12 protein-coding genes are annotated in these 17,655 nt (G+C 66.0%); 8 read left to right on the forward strand and 4 right to left on the reverse strand.

The features are described 5' to 3' along the window. Nucleotides 1-3: 3 nt before the first annotated feature. Both VNM24_10335 and msbA read left to right on the forward strand, forming a co-directional pair. Nucleotides 4-1,431: a gamma-aminobutyraldehyde dehydrogenase gene (locus VNM24_10335; protein HWQ38988.1), complete on the forward strand. Its 1,428-nt coding sequence runs from the start codon at nucleotides 4-6 to the stop codon at nucleotides 1,429-1,431. A 99-nt stretch (nucleotides 1,432-1,530) separates the two neighbouring features. Beyond that, complete coding sequence (gene msbA / locus VNM24_10340) at nucleotides 1,531-3,315, forward strand: lipid A export permease/ATP-binding protein MsbA (GenBank protein ID HWQ38989.1); 1,785 nt, start codon at nucleotides 1,531-1,533, stop codon at nucleotides 3,313-3,315. Nucleotides 3,316-3,339: 24 nt separating this feature from the next. Here the strand turns inward: msbA and polA are convergent, their stop codons facing one another. Further along, nucleotides 3,340-6,051, reverse strand: a complete 2,712-nt coding sequence (polA, locus tag VNM24_10345; GenBank protein ID HWQ38990.1) for a DNA polymerase I — start codon at nucleotides 6,049-6,051, stop codon at nucleotides 3,340-3,342. Nucleotides 6,052-6,077: 26 nt separating this feature from the next. On the opposite strand from polA, the gene VNM24_10350 reads away from it, so the two are divergent. Together VNM24_10350 and VNM24_10355 are read left to right on the forward strand one after the other, a co-directional pair. Further along, nucleotides 6,078-6,806 (forward strand): TIGR00730 family Rossman fold protein, encoded by a 729-nt coding sequence (locus VNM24_10350; GenBank protein HWQ38991.1) that lies wholly within the window; start codon nucleotides 6,078-6,080, stop codon nucleotides 6,804-6,806. Between the two features lie 13 nt (nucleotides 6,807-6,819). Next, nucleotides 6,820-7,770 (forward strand): homoserine kinase, encoded by a 951-nt coding sequence (locus VNM24_10355; protein ID HWQ38992.1) that lies wholly within the window; start codon nucleotides 6,820-6,822, stop codon nucleotides 7,768-7,770. A gap of 173 nt (nucleotides 7,771-7,943) precedes the next feature. Here VNM24_10355 and VNM24_10360 read toward each other — a convergent pair whose 3' ends face one another. Then, nucleotides 7,944-10,139 (reverse strand): UvrD-helicase domain-containing protein, encoded by a 2,196-nt coding sequence (locus VNM24_10360; GenBank protein ID HWQ38993.1) that lies wholly within the window; start codon nucleotides 10,137-10,139, stop codon nucleotides 7,944-7,946. 153 nt (nucleotides 10,140-10,292) lie between these two features. After that, the gene (locus tag VNM24_10365; protein ID HWQ38994.1) at nucleotides 10,293-11,171 is read right to left on the reverse strand and encodes a FecR domain-containing protein; all 879 of its coding nucleotides are present in this window, start codon (nucleotides 11,169-11,171) and stop codon (nucleotides 10,293-10,295) included. 110 nt (nucleotides 11,172-11,281) lie between these two features. Between VNM24_10365 and leuS the strand changes: the two genes are divergently transcribed. The 4 genes from leuS to metW are packed head-to-tail and all read left to right on the forward strand — an operon-like array spanning nucleotide 11,282 to nucleotide 16,284. Next, entirely contained in the window at nucleotides 11,282-13,945 is a 2,664-nt protein-coding gene (gene leuS / locus VNM24_10370; GenBank protein ID HWQ38995.1) for a leucine--tRNA ligase, read from the forward strand. A gap of 13 nt (nucleotides 13,946-13,958) precedes the next feature. Next, a complete protein-coding gene (gene lptE, locus VNM24_10375; GenBank protein HWQ38996.1) occupies nucleotides 13,959-14,486 on the forward strand; it encodes an LPS assembly lipoprotein LptE in 528 nt (175 codons plus the stop codon). A gap of 44 nt (nucleotides 14,487-14,530) precedes the next feature. Continuing rightward, nucleotides 14,531-15,655, forward strand: coding sequence for a homoserine O-acetyltransferase (locus VNM24_10380; GenBank protein ID HWQ38997.1), 1,125 nt, complete (start codon nucleotides 14,531-14,533; stop codon nucleotides 15,653-15,655). After that, complete coding sequence (gene metW, locus VNM24_10385; GenBank protein HWQ38998.1) at nucleotides 15,652-16,284, forward strand: methionine biosynthesis protein MetW; 633 nt, start codon at nucleotides 15,652-15,654, stop codon at nucleotides 16,282-16,284. Before VNM24_10380 ends, metW begins: the two co-directional genes overlap by 4 nt. Here metW and VNM24_10390 read toward each other — a convergent pair. Continuing rightward, nucleotides 16,254-17,654 carry an AmpG family muropeptide MFS transporter gene (locus tag VNM24_10390; protein ID HWQ38999.1) on the reverse strand — a complete coding sequence of 467 codons (1,401 nt, stop codon included), beginning with the start codon at nucleotides 17,652-17,654 and terminating at the stop codon, nucleotides 16,254-16,256. The genes metW and VNM24_10390 overlap by 31 nt on opposite strands. Between the last annotated feature and the right edge of the window lies 1 nt (nucleotide 17,655).

Raw genomic sequence — 17,655 nt, forward strand, 5'->3', positions numbered from 1 at the left:
AACATGCAAACCAGGCTGCTCATCGACGGCGAACTGTCCCCGGGAGCCGGGGCGGAGCATGCGGTGATCAACCCGCACAACGGCGAGACGATCGCCAGAGTCCGCGAAGCTTCGGCTGAACAGATCGATCAGGCGGTCAGGGCGGCCGCAGCCGCCTTCAAGACCTGGGGCCACACCACTCCCCAGGAACGCTCGCTGCTGCTGCTCAAGCTCGCCGAACACATCGAAACGAACGCCCGAGACTACGCCGAAATCGAATCGAGGAACTGTGGCAAGCCGCTGGCCCGCGTGCTCAACGACGAGATGCCGGCGATTATCGACTGCTTTCGCTTCTTCGCCGGCGCGGCACGCTGCCTGCAGGGATCGGCCGCGGACGAGTACCTTGCCGGTCACACCAGCATGATCCGGCGCGATCCGCTGGGCGTGGTGGCGCAGATCACGCCGTGGAACTATCCGCTGATGATGGCGGCCTGGAAGCTCGCGCCGGCCTTGGCTGCCGGCAACACCGTGGTGTTGAAGCCCTCGGAGATGACGCCCCTCACCACGCTCACGTTGGCTGAGACGCTCGCCGCGCTCTATCCGAAAGGCGTGGTCAACCTCGTGCATGGCACGGGCGCGTCGGTGGGCTCGTCGCTGATCAATCACCCTGGTGTGCGCATGATCTCGGTCACCGGCAGTATCGCCACCGGGCAGAAGGTGCTGGAGGCTGCGCGCTCCACGCTGAAGCGAACCCATCTGGAGCTGGGTGGAAAGGCGCCGGTGATCGTCTTCGAGGATGCCGATCTGGAAGCGGTCGTCAACGGCATCAAAGTTTTCGGTTACTACAACGCCGGGCAGGACTGCACCGCCGCCTGCCGGGTGTACGCGGCGGCGAAGGTGCACGACAGGCTGGTCGCCGACCTGGGGGCCGCGGTGAAGTCGATCCGGTTCGGCGACCCGGATGCGGAGGATTCGGAAATCGGGCCGCTGATCTCCGCTCAGCAGCGCGAGCGCGTCGCGGGATTCGTCGAGCGGGCGCTCGCCAGCCGGCACATGGAAGCGGTGGCCGGCGGCCGGCCGGCCGCGGGCGGCGGCTTTTACTACGAGCCGACGCTGATCGCGGGAGCCCGGCAGGAAGATGAAATCGTGCGCAGGGAGGTGTTCGGTCCGGTAGTGTCGGTCACCCGCTTCTCCGACGTCGAGCAGGCGATCGAATGGGCCAACGACTCGGAGTACGGGCTGGCCTCTTCGGTCTGGAGCAGGGATCTCGGCAAGGCCATGAAGGTGGCGAGCCGGCTCGAGTACGGCTGCACGTGGGTCAACACGCACTTCATGCTGGTCAACGAAATGCCGCACGGCGGGCTGAAGATGTCCGGTTATGGCAAGGACCTGGCGCTCTACGGGCTGGAGGATTACACGGCGGTGCGGCACGTCATGCTCAATCTCGGCTAGGTGCCGAGCGCGCAGCGAACCCGAGGCAGACGCGCGTAAGGCCTCGGTACCCGTCAGCGCGGTGCAACGCGCGCGGGGAGCTGTGCTATCGTGCGCCCCATGCGAGCGCTGAGCAGCACGCAGCTGTACTTCCGGCTGTTGCGCCATGTCCGGCCCTACTGGGCCATCTTTGCACTCTCCATCCTGGGCATGCTGATCAGCGCCGCGACCGAGGTGGCGCTGCCCGCAGCGATCAAGCCGTTTCTCGACGGCACCTTCATCGACAAGGACCCCTTTCTCATCCGCTGGATGCCGGTGTTGCTGGTGGTGATCTTCCTGGTGCGGGGCATCGGCCAGTACATCGGCCAGTACGCCAGCACCTGGGTCGGAAACAAGGTCGTGATGGATCTGCGCGACCGGATGTTCCGCCGCATGCTGGCGCTGCCGCTCGGCTACTTTCACGACCACGCCTCGGGCAACCTCGTCTCGCGCTTCACCTACGACGTGACCCAGGTCGCCCAGGCGGCCACACAGGCCGTCACGGTGCTGGTGCGCGATTCGCTGTCCATCGTCGGGTTGGTCGCCTACCTGCTGTACCTGAACTGGAAGCTCACGCTGATCTCGCTGCTCATGGTTCCGCCGATCGCGCTGGTTGTGCGGGTGTTCAACTTCCGGCTGCGCCACATGAGCCGGGCGACGCAGGCGGCGATGGGCGATCTGACGCAGGTGGTCCAGGAGAGCATCGACTGCAACAAGGTGGTGAAGATCTTCGGCGGGCAGGACTACGAGACCGCGCGCTTCAACGCCACCAGCAACCGCTTGCGCGGTTTTCAGATGAAGCACACCGCCGCAGCCGCGGCGAACGTGCCCATCGTCCAGTTGCTGGCCGCGATCGCCACCGCGGTGGTGATCTACTACGCCACGCTCCAAGCCCAGCAGGACGCCACGACCGTGGGCGGCTTCGTCTCCTTCCTTGCTGCGATGCTGATGGTCACGGCGCCGCTCAAGCGCCTGACCGGCGTGGCGGAGCACCTGCAGCGCGGCTTGGCCGCGGCCGAAAGCGTGTTCGCCCTGGTCGACGAGCCGCCGGAACGCGACGCCGGCCGCGTGACGCTCGACCGCGCTGCCGGCGAGATCCGCTTCGAGCACGTAACCTTCCGGTACCCGCGCAGCGCGCGACCGGCGCTGCGCGATATCAATCTCACGGTCCGCGTGGGCGAGACCGTCGCGCTGGTCGGCTCCTCGGGCAGCGGCAAGACCACGCTCGCCAATCTCATTCCGCGCTTCTACCGTCCGGATTCCGGGCGCATTCTGCTTGACGGCCACGATTTGGACTCGCTCACACTGGCGAGCCTGCGCGCCAACATCGCGCTCGTCAGCCAGGAGGTCGCCCTGTTCAACGACACGGTGGCGGCCAACATCGCCTACGGCACCAACGCCGGCGCCGACCGCAAGGACATTGAGCGCGCTGCCGAGGCAGCACACGCAATGGAATTCATCCGCGCCATGCCCCAGGGGCTCGACACGCTGATCGGCGAGAACGGAATGCGTCTCTCCGGCGGGCAGCGCCAGCGCCTGGCGATCGCCCGCACGATCTTGAAGAACGCCCCGGTCCTGATCCTCGACGAAGCGACCTCGGCGCTCGACTCGGAATCGGAAAAGCACGTGCAGGCCGCGCTGGAGGAGTTGATGCGCAACCGTACCACGGTGGTCATCGCGCACCGGCTTTCGACGATCGAGAAGGCGCATCGGATCGTCGTGTTGGACGAAGGGCGGATCGCCGAGACCGGGTCGCATGCCGAGCTGCTGGCGCGGGGCGGCATCTACGCACGCCTCTACCACATCCAGTTCGCGCTGGGCGCCGTGCAGGCGAGCCCGGCGCTTGCTTCGACTGGTAGCGCCTGAGCGCTACGGGGCACGCCGCCGGCTCTAGTGTGCCCGATCCCAGTTCGGGCCGGCGCCGATGTCGACGACCAGCGGCACGGCGAGCTTGGCCACGCCGGACATCAGCTCCGGGACGCACTGGCTGATCCGCCCCAGCTCCGCCTCCGGCGCCTCGAACACCAGTTCGTCGTGCACCTGCATGATGAGTCGGGTGGCCAGATGTTCCGCGGTAATCCAGCGCTGCACCGCGATCATGGCGAGCTTGATGAGGTCGGCCGCCGTGCCTTGCATCGGCGCGTTGATCGCGGCGCGCTCCGCGGCTTGGCGCCGGGCGTTGTTCGACGCGCGGATGTCGTTCAAGTACAGACGCCGACCGAACACCGTCTCCACGTAACCGCGGGTCCTCGCGCTCTCCCGGGTGCGCTGCATGTAGTCGGCGACGCCGGGGTAACGGGAGAAGTAGCGGTCCATGTACTGCTGCGCGGCAGCGCGCTCGATGCCGAGTTGCGCCGCCAGCCCGAACGCGGACATGCCGTAGATCAGCCCGAAGTTGATCACCTTGGCGTAGCGCCGCTGCTCGGGCGTGACGGCGTCCGTTGCGACGCCGAAGATCTCCGAAGCGGTGTGCCGGTGGACATCTTCTCCCCGGGAGAAGGCCTTCAGCAGGTTCGGGTCCTGCGACAAGTGCGCCATGATGCGCAGCTCGATCTGCGAGTAGTCGGCGGATACGATCATCCATCCCCGGTCGGCGATGAACGCCTCGCGGATCCGGCGTCCCTCCGGCGTGCGCGCCGGAATGTTTTGCAGGTTCGGCTCGTTGCTCGCCAGGCGTCCGGTCACTGCAACGGCCTGTCCATAGGTCGTGTGCACGCGGCCGGTCCTCGGATTGACCATTTTCGGAAGCTTGTCGGTATAGGTGGACTTCAGCTTGGAGAGCGCACGGTGTTCCAGGATCAGCTTGGGCAGCGGGTGATCGAGTGCCAGTTGCTCCAGCACGTCCTCGTCGGTCGAAGGCTGTCCGGTGGGCGTCTTCTTCAGGATCGGCAGCTGGTGTGCCTCGAACAGGATCTCCTGCAACTGCTTGGGGGAGCCAAGGTTGAAGCGCCGGCCAGCAAGTTCGTGCACCCGCCGTTCCAGTTCGGCGATGCGTTGTCCCAGCTCCCTGCTCTGCCCTTCCAGGGCGGCGACATCGAGCAGCACGCCGTTGCGTTCCATGACGAACAGCACGTCCAGCACGGGCATCTCGATCTCGTGATAGACATAGCTCAAGCGTTCATCGCGCGCGAGCTGCGGGTACATCGCCTGGTGCAGCCGCAGCGTCACGTCGGCGTCTTCCCCCGAGTACTGCGTCGCCCGGGCGATATCCACCTGTTCGAAGCCGATGCGTGAGGTGCCTTTCCCGGTTACCTCGTCATAGGTGATGGTCTTGATACCGAGATGGCGCTCGGCCAAAGCGTCCATGTCGTGCGGCCGGTGCGCTTCGAGGACATAGGACTGCAGCAGCGTGTCGTGCTGCACGCCGGTCACGCGGATGCCGTGGTTCATCAACACATGCATGTCGTACTTCAGGTTCTGGCCCAGCTTGGCGCGCGCCGCGCTTTCGAGCCACGGCCCGAGCCGGCGCAGCACCGTTTCCACTGACAACTGCTGCGGGGCTCCGGCATAGCGGTGACCCATCGGGATATACGCCGCGCAGCCAGGTTCGGTGCACAGCGAGATGCCCACCAGCTCGGCCGCCATCGGGTCGAGGCTGGTCGTCTCGGTGTCGATGGAAACGAGCGCGGCGCGCTCGACGCGCTGGGCCCAATCCTCCAGGTCCTGCTCCGTCAGTACCGTGCGGTAGTCGCGCGGGGGCGCTGCCGGCGGGCTCGCCGGCGTGGCGTCTGGGGCGGCCGACTCCACGCCCGGCGAACGCTCTTTCAGCTCGCGCAGCCAGGATCTGAAGTCCAGCCGCTCGAACAGCTCGGCCAGCCGTTTCACATCCGGCGGCTGCGGTTGCAGCTGCTCGACTTCGAACGGCAGGTCGACATCGGTCTTGATCGTGAGGAGCTGCCGCGCGGTGGGCAGCCAAGAGATCGCCTTGCGCAGGTTCTCGCCCGCCGCGCCCCCGATCTCATCGGCGTGGCGCACGATTTCTTCCAGTGAACCGTATTGGGCCAGCCACTTCGCCGCGGTCTTCGGGCCGACTTTTTCCACGCCGGGCACGTTGTCCACGCTGTCACCGACCAGGGTGAGGAAGTCGATCATCTGCTCTGGCCGCACTCCGAATTTGGTTTCCACGCCCTTGGCGTCCAGCGTCTCGTTGGACATGGTGTTGACGAGCGTCACGGAGCCGTCGAGCAGCTGGGCGAGGTCCTTGTCGCCGGTCGAGATCACGGTGCGCATGCCCTTGCGGCTTGCCTGCCTGGCCAGCGTGCCGATCACGTCGTCGGCCTCGACGCCTTCCACGGCGAGCAGCGGCCAGCCCATGGCCCGGATGCATGCTTGCAAGGGCTCGAGCTGTGCCGCGAGATCGTCGGGCATCGGCGGCCGGTTAGCCTTGTATTGCGGGTAGACGTCGTCGCGAAAGGTCTTTCCTTTTGCGTCGAATACGCAAGCGATATAATCCGCGGCGGTTTCCTTCCTCAGACGGCGCAGCATATTCAGAACGCCGTACACCGCGCCCGTGGGCTCCCCGTTCCTGTTGCGCAAGTCCGGCAGCGCGTGAAATGCACGGTACAGATAAGACGAGCCGTCGACCAGCAGCAGCGTTTTCATCACAGCGTGAAGTCAGAGGATGCCGAATGAGCGAAAAGCAGAAACTTCCGGTCCCGCTTGCGCCCGAACTGGTGGAGAAAGCCTGGTCGGCGCGCGAGTCGTGGCGAGTGTTCGGAATTATGGCAGAGTTCGTCGAGGCCACCGAACGCCTGGCCCACATCCGGCCCGCGGTGTCGATATTCGGCAGCGCGCGTGTATCGCCCGAACATCCCTACTACAAACTCACCGAGAACATCGCCCGCGCGCTCTCCGATGCCGGTTTCGCGGTGATCTCCGGCGGCGGGCCGGGGATCATGGAAGCGGCGAACCGGGGCGCCTACTTCGGCAAGTCGCTCTCGGTGGGCCTGAACATCCAGCTGCCGCATGAACAGCTCTCGAACGCCTACCAGGACATCAGTCAGACCTTCCGGCATTTCTTCGCGCGCAAGGTCATGTTCGTGAAGTTCGCTTCGGCCTATGTAGTGCTGCCCGGCGGCTTCGGCACCATGGACGAGCTGATGGAGGCGCTGACCCTGGTGCAGACCGGTAAATCGCGCAAGATCCCGATCATCCTGGTGCACAAGCCGTTCTGGCGCGGGCTGCTGGACTGGCTGCGCACCACGCTGGTGGATGAGAAGATGATCGACGCGGAGGACATGAACCTGATCCAGATCATCGACGACCCGAAACAGATCGTCGAGGCGATCTTCACGCACTACGAGCACCGCACCTTCGAGCCTTCCGCCGCGGAGCGCGAGGCGCAGCTCAGTCTGTAGCCCGCCGCCGCTCATGTCGGTCTTCACCACCGTCACCCGGGAAGAGCTCGCCGCATGGCTGAAAAACTACTCGATCGGCGTGCTCACGCATTTCGAAGGCATCCTGTCGGGCATCGAGAACACCAATTACTTCGTCACGACCACCCACGGCCGCTACGTGCTCACACTGTTTGAGAAGCTGACCAGGAACGAGCTTCCGTTCTATCTCAACCTGATGGCGCACTTGTCGAATCACGGACTGCCGGTTCCCAGGCCGATCGCCAATCTGCAGAACCAGTTGCTGGGAGAACTCAAGGGCAAACCGGCGGCTATCGTGACTTGCCTGCCCGGGGAGCCGGTGATGAGTCCCACGCCACAGCATTGCGCGCAGGTGGGCGAGGTGCTCGCCGACCTCCACCTGGCGGGACAGACCTATCAGGGCTACCTGGACAACCTGCGCGGGCCGAAGTGGTGGACCGCGGTCGCGCCGGAGATCTACCCCTTTCTGTCGGCGGAGCAGCGCGCGCTGCTGGAATCGGAAATCGCATTCCAGGCCAGCCAGTCGCGCGAGGGGCTTCCGCGCGGAGTGGTGCATGCCGATCTGTTTCGCGACAACGTGCTGTTCAACGGCAGCGGGGTGGGCGGATTCATCGATTTCTATTTCGCCTGCGTGGACAGCTTGATCTACGACGTGGCGATCACTGTGAACGACTGGTGCACCACGGCCGAATGCGCACTCGATCCGCAGCGCGCGCGGGCGCTGCTGGGGGCCTATGAGTCGGTGCGTCCCTTCACCGAGGCCGAAGTGAGGGCTTGGCCAGCGATGCTGCGCGCAGGGGCGCTGCGTTTCTGGGTATCGCGCCTCTACGACTACTACCTGCCGCGGCCCGGCGAACTGACCCATGCGCACGATCCGGACCGGTTCCGCCGGATCCTGCTCCATCACCGTAACGCCTCGCCGGCGCCGTTGCGCTTGTCAGCGTGATGCACATCCGGCGGGTCGGCGCAAGACGGCTCCATTCCCGGAGTCTGGCGCACGGGTGATCGGCCTGATCGCGCCGGCCGTTGCTCTCGATCCGTGCTGCCTGGCCGTTTCCTGCCTTTGCGCTGTTCCTCGGTGTCCGCGATGTTCCGGACGGCTCGAACTTGAATTCTTCTTCAGCCGGGGGAGAGTCTGGCATATTCGAGCGCGAGCAGTTTCAGTCCGGCGTCACGGAAACTGACCTGCACGCGCGCGTCCGCACCCCGTCCTTCGAACCTGACGATCACGCCGGAGCCGAACTTGGGATGGGTCACGTTCTGGCCGATGCGCAAGCCGGCCACCGTCGCCGGCGGCTGCGAACCACCCGGTGCGAAAGGTGCAGCCCGGGCCGCGGCGGGCCGCGGTGCGACCGCGTTGACGCGCCGGATGAGCGGGGCGGGAATCTCGTCGAGGAAGCGCGAACTGATGTTGTAGCGCGTCTGCCCGTGCAGCAGGCGCGTTTGCGCGTATGTCAAATACAGCCGGCGCCGTGCACGAGTGATGGCCACGTACATGAGCCGCCGTTCTTCCTCCAGTCCACCCTCTTCGTGCAGCGAGTTCTCGTGCGGGAACAGCCCTTCTTCCAGACCGCTGATGAACACCGCGTGAAATTCCAGCCCTTTGGCCGAGTGCACCGTCATGAGCTGCAGAGCATCGGCACCTGCCGCGGCCTGGTGCTCGCCGGCTTCGAGCGCCGCGTGCGTGAGGAAGGCCTGCAGCGGATCGGGGCTCGCTTCTTCCGCAGAAACTGTGAGTGCCTTCTCGCCCTCGGCGGAGCGACCCGCCAAGCCTTCTTCCGCAGTGAACGCCGCTCCAGCGTTTACCAGTTCCTCGAGGTTCGCCACGCGCTCCGCGCCGTCTCTCTCGGCCCGATAGTGCGCCATCAGGCCGCTCGCCTCGAGAACGTGCTCGATGACTTCCGGCAGCGGCAAGTCCAGTGTCGCGCGGCGCATGTCCTCGATCGAGTGCAGGAATGCCGCGAGCGCGGCTCCCGGTTTGCCGGCCGGCGCGCTGGTCAGCGCGGCCTGCCACAGCGTGCTGCCCGCCTGCTCGGCGGCGGCCTGCAGCTGCTCCAGCGTGCGGTTGCCGATGCCGCGCGCCGGGAAGTTCACCACGCGCAGGAAGGCGCCGTCGTCCGCCGGGCTGGCGATGAGCCGCAGATAGGCCAGCGCGTGCTTGATCTCCTGGCGTTCGAAGAAGCGCAGGCCTCCGTACACCCGGTAAGGGATGCCCGCGCTGAACAGAGCGTGCTCCAGCATGCGCGACTGCGCGTTGGAGCGGTACAGCAGCGCTATGTCGGACAGTGCCACGCCCTCGCCGCGCAGCCTGCAGACCTCTTCGAGGATGTAGGCGGCTTCCTCCGAGTCGGTCGCCGCCTCGAACAGCTGCAGCGGTTCGCCCTTGCCTTGCGCGGTCCAGAGGTTCTTGCCGAGCCGCAGCCGGTTATGGCTGATCAGCGCGTTGGCCGCGTCCAGTATGTTGCCGTGGGAGCGGTAGTTTTGTTCGAGCTTGATGACCTTGCGCACGCCGAAGTCGCGCTCGAAATCGAGCATGTTGTCCGAGCGCGCCCCGCGAAACGCATAGATCGACTGGTCGTCGTCGCCGACGGCGAACACCGCATTCGAGCGGCCCGCGATCAGCCGCAGCCACAGATACTGGAGCCGGTTGGTGTCCTGGAACTCGTCGACCAGGATGTGCTTGAAACGCTCCTGATAGTGCGCGCGCAGCGGTTCGTTCGCTTGCAGCAGCTCGAAGCAGCGCAGCAGCAATTCGGCGAAATCGACCACGCCTTCGCGGTTGCATTGCGCGTCGTAGGCCGCGTAAACCTCGCTCAGGCGGCGCGAGAAATCGTCCGCCGCCTCCACGCGCGAGGCGCGCAGGCCCTTCTCCTTGCTGGCGTTGATGAAGTACTGCGCCTGCTTCGGCGGGTATTTTTCGTCGTCCATGCCCAGCGCCTTGATGACGCGCTTGATCATCGAAAGCTGGTCGGCGCTGTCCAGGATCTGGAAGCTCTGCGGCAGACCGGCGTCGCGGTGGTGGGCGCGCAGCAGCCGGTTGCACAATCCGTGGAAAGTGCCTACCCACATGCCGCGGGTATTGATCGGCAGCATCGCGGAAACGCGCGTGAGCATCTCGCGCGCCGCCTTGTTGGTGAAGGTGACCGCCATCAGAGCGAGCGGGCTCACCTGACCGGTCTGGATCAGCCAGGCGATGCGGGTGGTGAGCACCCGCGTCTTGCCCGACCCGGCACCGGAGAGAATCAGCGCGGACTGGTTGGGGAGCGTGACGGCTTCGAGTTGTTGTTCGTTCAGGCCTTCGAGAATCTCTGACATCGCTGGCACGGGCGGGGACGGCGGCGCAATGGTACACGAAACCTCTAGGCATTCCGGTGGCGGGAGCGTCAAGCGCGGATCGCTCTACCGGCGCGGACGAGGCCAGAACAGGCGGGAACCGGGGTCAACGGTTCGCCAAGCGCGGCGGCGACGTCAGCGACGGGAAGCGGCCGGCGAGACGCCGGGATAAGCCTGCCTGAGGCGATCGCCCAGCGCGCGTGCCTCGACCCGGGTGGCAAACCCCTCCAGGCGCACGATGTAGAGGTTGCGTGCGCCTTCGCGCACCGGCCGGATTCGCGCCGGATAGCCATCGTCGCGCAGTCTGTCGTAAAGCGCCAGCGCGCCGTCTTGGCCGTCGAAGCGGGCGACGTCGAGGTTCCAGCTCCCCGTTCGCGACTGCGCGCCGCCTCCTGCCCGGATCTCGGTCTGCTGCGCCCACTCCTCGAGACGCTCTGGAGGTAGGGTCTGGACGCTAGGTTCGCCGCCCGCCGGAGCCTGGTAATACGTTCCCGCTTCTTTCAGCTCGAGCGCCTGGTCCGCTCCGCGGCTTATCGTGACACTGCCCTCGAGGAGCGCGACGACCTCACGATCGCCGAAGTTTCTGCCCCAGATGTCGGTGCCGCGGATTCCCGCCGTGACAGTGGTGAACTGCACGTCGATCTCGCGCCGGTAGCGGCTGCGGCTCGCCGCATCGGTCGTGAGCCGGAAGGCGCCTTCAAGCACCCTGAGCGTGGCTCGAAGCAGGCGAGCGCCCTCGCGGCGCACCGAGAGGGTTTCCAGCCTGAGGCTGCCGTTTTCCCCCAGTTTCACCCGGCTGCCGTCGGCGAGCTTCAGTTGCGCGCGCGACTCCCCTCCGGTTAAGACCTGGTCGCCGGCGCGCAATTCGGCTCCGGCCGCCAGCGGCAGCCGCTTGCCGTCTCGCGCCAGCCAAGCCGGGGCTTGAAGCACCTCCACCACGGCGTCAGCGGCAGCCGGCGCGGCGACGACGGCACTCAGCAGCAAAGCCAATGCAATGGCAACGTTACCGGGCATCGTCCGGTCCCCCGTTTGTCTGTCTGTCGGAACTTACGCAGCAGCGCGGCGTGCGGTTACGCAAGCCGACGATATAATTCCGCACTTTTCCGCCAGCGAGAAGCCGGTCGATGGACAGCCAGTACCACCCCGCAGCGGTGGAGCAGCGGGTGCAACGGCAGTGGGCCGACAAGCACGCGTTTCGAGCCGTCGAAGATGCCGGCCGCCCGAAGTATTACTGCCTGTCGATGTTTCCGTATCCGTCGGGCAAGCTGCACATGGGCCACGTGCGCAACTACACGATCGGCGACGTGCTCACGCGCTATCACCGGATGCGCGGCTTCAACGTGCTGCAGCCGATGGGCTGGGACGCGTTCGGGCTGCCGGCCGAGAACGCCGCCATGGCCAACGGCGTGCCGCCCGCGAAGTGGACCTACGACAACATCGCCTACATGAAGCGCCAGCTGCAGTCGCTGGGTTTCGCCATCGACTGGCAGCGCGAGATCGCGACTTGCAAGCCGGAGTACTACCGCTGGAATCAGTGGCTGTTTCTGCGCATGCTGGAAAAGGGTCTGGTCTACCAGAAGACCGGGGTGGTGAACTGGGACCCGGTGGACCAGACCGTGCTGGCCAACGAACAGGTGATCGACGGCCGCGGCTGGCGCACCGGCGCCGTGGTGGAGAAGCGCGAGATCCCGATGTACTACATGCGCATCACCGCCTATGCCGAGGAGCTGCTCGCCGCGCTGGACCGCCTGCCGGGCTGGCCGGAGCGCGTCAAGACGATGCAGGCGAACTGGATCGGCCGCAGCGAGGGCGTCAACATCGGTTTCCCCTACACGCTGGATGGCGAAGTCCGGCAGCTGCGCGTGTTCACCACCCGCGCCGATACCCTGATGGGCGCAACCTTCTGCGCGGTGGCGGCCGAGCATCCGCTGGCGGTCCGCGCCGCGCAGAGCAACCGGCAGCTCGCCGCCTTCATCGAGGAGTGCAAGCGGGGCAGCGTGATGGAAGCGGATCTCGCCACCATCGAAAAGAAAGGCATGCCCACGGGTCTGTTCGTCACACACCCGATTTCGGGCGAGCCGATCGAAGTCTGGGTCGGCAACTACGTGCTGATGAGCTACGGCGAAGGCGCCGTGATGGGGGTGCCTGCGCACGACGAGCGCGACTTCGCCTTTGCCAAGAAGTACGGTCTGCCGATCAAGCCGGTCATCGACGTCGAGGGAAAGCCCTACTCGACCGATGCCTGGCAGCCCTGGTATGCAAACTACGGTCGCTGCGTCAATTCCGGAAAGTACGACGGGCTCGACTACCCCGCGGCGGTGGAGGCGATCGCGCGCGATCTCGGGGCCAAGGGCTTGGGCGAAAAGCAGGTCCACTGGCGGCTGCGTGACTGGGGCATCTCGCGCCAGCGCTACTGGGGCACGCCGATTCCGATCGTGCACTGCGCGGCGTGCGGCGAAGTGCCCGTGCCGGATGAGCACCTGCCGGTGGTGCTGCCGGAGGACTGCGTCCCCGACGGCACCGGCAATCCGCTGGCGCGGCGCGCAGATTTCCTGAACACCGACTGCCCGCGGTGCGGGCGGCCTGCGCGGCGCGAGACCGACACGATGGACACGTTCGTCGACTCCTCGTGGTACTTTCTGCGCTTCGCCTGCCCGGACAACGAGCGGCAGATGGTGGACTGGCGCGTGAAGTACTGGCTACCGGTGGACCAGTACATCGGTGGGATCGAGCACGCTATCCTGCACCTGCTCTACGCGCGCTTCTGGACCAAGGTGATGCGCGACCTGGGGCTGGTAGCGCTCGACGAGCCATTCACCAACCTGTTGACCCAGGGAATGGTGCTGAACGAGATCTTCTACCGCAGGCTCGAATCCGGCCGCATCGTCTACTACAACCCCGCCGAGGTAGAGCTGAAGTTCGACGAGCAGGGCAGGCGCGTGGGCGCGGTCCTCGCGGCCGACGGCCAGCCGGTCGAGTCCGGCGGCGTGGGCACGATGTCGAAGTCCAAAAACAACGGCGTCGATCCGCAGGCGCTGATCGATCGTTACGGCGCGGACACAGCGAGGTTGTTCATCATGTTCGCTTCGCCCCCCGAGCAGACGCTGGAATGGTCGGATTCCGGAGTCGAGGGTGCCTACCGTTTCCTGCGGCGCCTGTGGTCGTTTGCCTACGATCATCGAGACCTCATCCTCGGGGAGTCCGCACGGCGCGGCGAAGGCGCGGAGCCGTGCTCCTATCCCGAGGACTGGCGCACGGCGGATCCGGAGGGGGCGTCGGTTCGGCGTGAGGTGCACGCCGTGTTGAAGCAAGTGAACTTCGATTTTCAGAAGTGCCAGTTCAACACCGTGGTGTCCGGGGCGATGAAGATCCTGAACGCGCTGTCCAGCCCCCGCGCTTTGGGCAGGATGGACGGCGATCCCTACGACTGGTCCTCCAAGGACCGCGCACACCTGCTTCACGAGTCGATGGGCATCCTGCTGCGCATTCTCTATCCGATCGTGCCGCACATCACCCAGGAACTGTGGCGTTCACTGGGCTTCGGCCAGGATTTGATGGAGGCGAGCTGGCCGCAAGTCGACCCGGCGGCACTCGAGCAGGACGAAATCGAACTGGTTCTGCAGGTCAACGGCAAGCTGCGCGGCAACATCCGGGTCGCGCGCGACGCCGACCGCGCGATGATCGAGCAGCAGGCGCTGGCCAGTCCGAGCGTGCAGCGCCACATCGCGGGGCAGGCCGTGAAGAAGGTCGTGGTCGTGCCGGGGCGTCTGGTCAACATCGTCGTCTGAGGATCGCCCGCGAGTGAAGCGCCTGAAGACGAGTAGCCACGGCCTCCGGCTTTGGGGACTGGCGGTGGTCCTGCTTCTCGCGGCGACGACGCTCAGCGCCTGCGGGTTTCGGCTACGCGGCCAGGCAGCGTTGCCGTTCGAGAGCATCTACATCGAAACCGTCGGATTCTCCTTGCTTGGCGCGGAACTGCGCCGCGCGATCCGCACCGGCGGCAAGACGCGCGTGGCCGACCGACCGGACGACGCGGAAGTCGTTCTGCGCATCACCGGCGAGCAGCAGGAGAAGCACGTCCTGTCGCTGTCCACCGCGGGCAAGGTGCGGGAGTTCGAGCTGCGCTATCGGCTCGCGTACCGGCTGCTGGACCGCACCAGCAACGACATCGTCCCGCCCGACGAGATCACCCTGCGGCGCGACTTGACCTATGACGACACCCAAGTACTGGCCAAGGAATCGGAAGAGGCGCTGCTCTACGAGGACATGAAGTCCGATGCCGTCCAGCAGTTGCTGCGGCGTCTGTCGGTAGTCAGGCTGTCCTCCTGATTCGCGCCGCTATAATCGCGCGCTGATTGCGCACCGCCCCCGCCATGCCCGAAGGTTCCGTAGGCGTCGTCAGCCCCAAGCTGCTGCACTTCGACGAGCCGATCGCGCTCAAGTCGGGGTTCACGCTCGACCGCTACGATCTGGCCTACGAGACCTACGGCGAACTCAACGCGGCGCGCAGCAACGCCATCCTGGTGTGCCACGCCCTGAATGCCTCGCACCACGTGGCCGGTATCTACGCCGACGACCCGAAAGACGTGGGCTGGTGGGACAACCTCATCGGACCGGGCAAGCCCGTCGACACCAACCGCTTTTTTGTCGTCGGCGTGAACAATCTCGGCGGCTGTCACGGCTCGACCGGTCCGGCCAGCATCAATCCGAACACCGGAAAGCGCTGGGGCGGAGACTTTCCGGTGGTAACCGTGGAGGACTGGGTCGAGGCGCAGGCCAGGCTGGCGACCCGGCTCGGCATCGAGCGCTTCGCGGCCATCATGGGCGGCAGCCTCGGCGCGATGCAGGCGTTGCAGTGGACCATCAGCCAGCCCGAGCGCGTGCGCAACGCGCTGGTCATTGCGGCGGCGCCGAAGCTCTCGGCCCAGAACATCGCGTTCAACGAGGTCGCGCGGCAGGCGATCACCACCGACCCGGATTTCCATGGCGGTAACTTCTACGAATACGGCGTGGTTCCAAAGCGGGGGCTTCGCATCGCGCGCATGATCGGGCACATCACCTACCTGTCCGACGACGTCATGGCGGAGAAATTCGGCCGCGCCCTGCGCGAAGGAGAACTGAAGTTCAACTTCGACGTGGAGTTCCAGATCGAGTCGTACCTGCGCTATCAGGGCGACAAGTTCGCCGAGCGTTTCGACGCCAACACCTATTTGCGCATCACCAAGGCGCTGGATTATTTCGACCCGGCCGCCGCCCACGGGGGCGACCTCTCCGCGGCGCTTTCTCCCGCCAGGGCGAACTTCCTGGTGGTGTCTTTCACCTCCGACTGGCGCTTCTCGCCCGCGCGCTCGCGCGAGATCGTCAAAGCCTTGGTCGACAACCGGCGCAACGTGAGCTACGCCGAAATCGACGCGCCCCACGGGCACGACGCGTTCCTGATGGACGATCCGCGCTATCACAACCTGATCCGCGCCTATCTGGAGAACATTCCGCTGTGAACGCCCCGCACACGCCGCCGCCGGCGTCGTCCAAGCTCGCACGCCGCGCCGATTTCGAGGCGATCGCTCAATGGGTGCAGCCCGGCGCGCACGTGCTCGATCTGGGCTGCGGGGACGGGTCACTGCTGCGCTATCTGAGGGAAACGCGCGGGGCGAGCGGCTACGGGATCGAGATCGACGACGAGAAGGTACTGGCGTGCGTGAAGCACGGCGTGAACGTGCTGCAGGCGGACCTCGAGTCCGGTCTTTCGGGCTTCGAGAGCGACCAGTTCGACTACGTTATCCTCTCGCTCACGCTGCAGGCGGTGCGCCACACCGAACGCCTGGTGAGGGAGATGCTGCGGGTTGGCCGCGAAGGCATCGTCACGTTCCCGAACTTCGGCTACTGGCGCCATCGGTTGCAGGTGCTGGCCGGGCGCATGCCGGTTTCCAAGGAACTACCCTACCAGTGGTACGACACGCCCAACGTGCACCTGTTCACGATCACGGACTTCGAGATCTTCTGCGCCGGCCACGGCATTCGCATTCTCGAACGGCGCGTGCTCGACGAAGGGCGCGAGGTTGCCTTCCTGCCCAACCTGCTCGGGGCGCTGGCCGTCTATCGTTTCGACGACTCCGGTCCGGCCTGAGGCGCTGCCGGATGCGCACGGCGGGCGAGCCAGACCAGAGCGAGCACCGGCACGCCCAGGGCGGCGCTGCCGGAGAAGAACACCGCGTAGCCGTAGTGATCCACCACCCAGCCCGACCATCCGGCGAGGAACTTCGGCAGCAGCAGCATCACCGAGCTGAACAACGCATATTGCGTGGCCGAATAGGCCACGTTGGTAAGCCCCGACAGATAGGCGACGAACGCAGCACTGGCGATTCCGGCACTCAGGTTGTCGGCGCAGATCACCATCAGCAGCCCGGGCAGATCATGGCCCCGGGTCGAGAGCCAGGCGAACAGCAGATTGGTCAGCGCTGAGAGCGCTGCTCCCAGGAACAGTACCCGCATCACCCCCAGCCGCAGCGCGAGTACCCCACCCAGCGCCGCGCCGGCAAGCGTCATCAGGACCCCGTAGACTCCCGAGACCACCGCCACTTCGTCCTTGGCGAATCCCATGTCGCGGTAGAACGGATTGGACATGACGCCCAGCACGATGTCGGAGATGCGGTAGGTCCCGATCAGCGCGAGCAGCAGGACCGCGTTCCAGCGGTAGCGCAGCACGAAGTCAACGAAGGGGCCGATGACTGCGGAATAGAACCACGACAACATTGCGGCGAGCCGCGGGGGAAGGCGACGCGCATGCAGCCGCTCGGCCATTGCGCGCTCGCGTTGCACGGTTTGGGGCGAGATCGCAACGACCGGCTCGCGGGAGAACAGCACGGTGGTGATGCCCACGCTCACGCAGGCCGACATGCACAGATAGGCGATGAGCCACGGCAGATGCTGGTAGCTTTCCTCGTCGGGATCGAACGCCGCCGCGATCGAAAGCGCGCCTGCCGAAGCGGTGATCATCGCAGCCCGGTAACCCACCTGGTAGGCGGCGGCCAGCGCTGCCTGAAGAGACGGCGCCGCCGACTCGATGCGAAACGCGTCCAGCGCGATGTCCTGCGTGGCCGAAGCGAAAGCCACCAGCACGGCGAATCCCACCAGGCGGTGCAGATGAGTGGTCGGGTCGCTCAAGGCCATGCCGACGAGCCCTAGCGCGATGACGACCTGGGAGGCCAGCAGCCAGCTGCGACGGCGCCCGAGGGCGCGGGTAAGCAGCGGTAGCGGCAACCGGTCCACGAGCGGCGCCCAGACCCACTTGAACCCGTAGGCAAGACCGATCCAGCTCAGAAAGCCGATCGTAGTGCGGTCGATTCCCGCCTCGCGCAGGCGATAGGACAGCGTGCCCAGCACCAGCAGCAGCGGCAGGCCGGCGGAGAACCCGAGCAGCAGCATGCGCGCCACCCGCGGCTCGGCATAGACGCGCAGATCACTGAGCCAGCTTCTGCGCGCCGCCGGCTCAGGCACG

This window comes from Burkholderiales bacterium, from assembly GCA_035560005.1.
Classification (GTDB): Bacteria; Pseudomonadota; Gammaproteobacteria; order Burkholderiales; family Eutrophovitaceae; genus DASRFY01.

Excerpts from the sequence above, each read along its gene's own strand:
- VNM24_10335 (HWQ38988.1), top strand. The coding sequence starts at position 4 with ATGCAAACCAGGCTGCTCATCGACGGCGAACTGTCCCCGGGAGCCGGG.
- msbA (HWQ38989.1), top strand. The coding sequence starts at position 1,531 with ATGCGAGCGCTGAGCAGCACGCAGCTGTACTTCCGGCTGTTGCGCCAT.
- polA (HWQ38990.1), bottom strand. The coding sequence starts at position 6,051 with ATGAAAACGCTGCTGCTGGTCGACGGCTCGTCTTATCTGTACCGTGCA.
- VNM24_10350 (HWQ38991.1), top strand. The coding sequence starts at position 6,078 with ATGAGCGAAAAGCAGAAACTTCCGGTCCCGCTTGCGCCCGAACTGGTG.
- VNM24_10355 (HWQ38992.1), top strand. The coding sequence starts at position 6,820 with ATGTCGGTCTTCACCACCGTCACCCGGGAAGAGCTCGCCGCATGGCTG.
- VNM24_10360 (HWQ38993.1), bottom strand. The coding sequence starts at position 10,139 with ATGTCAGAGATTCTCGAAGGCCTGAACGAACAACAACTCGAAGCCGTC.
- VNM24_10365 (HWQ38994.1), bottom strand. The coding sequence starts at position 11,171 with ATGCCCGGTAACGTTGCCATTGCATTGGCTTTGCTGCTGAGTGCCGTC.
- leuS (HWQ38995.1), top strand. The coding sequence starts at position 11,282 with ATGGACAGCCAGTACCACCCCGCAGCGGTGGAGCAGCGGGTGCAACGG.
- VNM24_10380 (HWQ38997.1), top strand. The coding sequence starts at position 14,531 with ATGCCCGAAGGTTCCGTAGGCGTCGTCAGCCCCAAGCTGCTGCACTTC.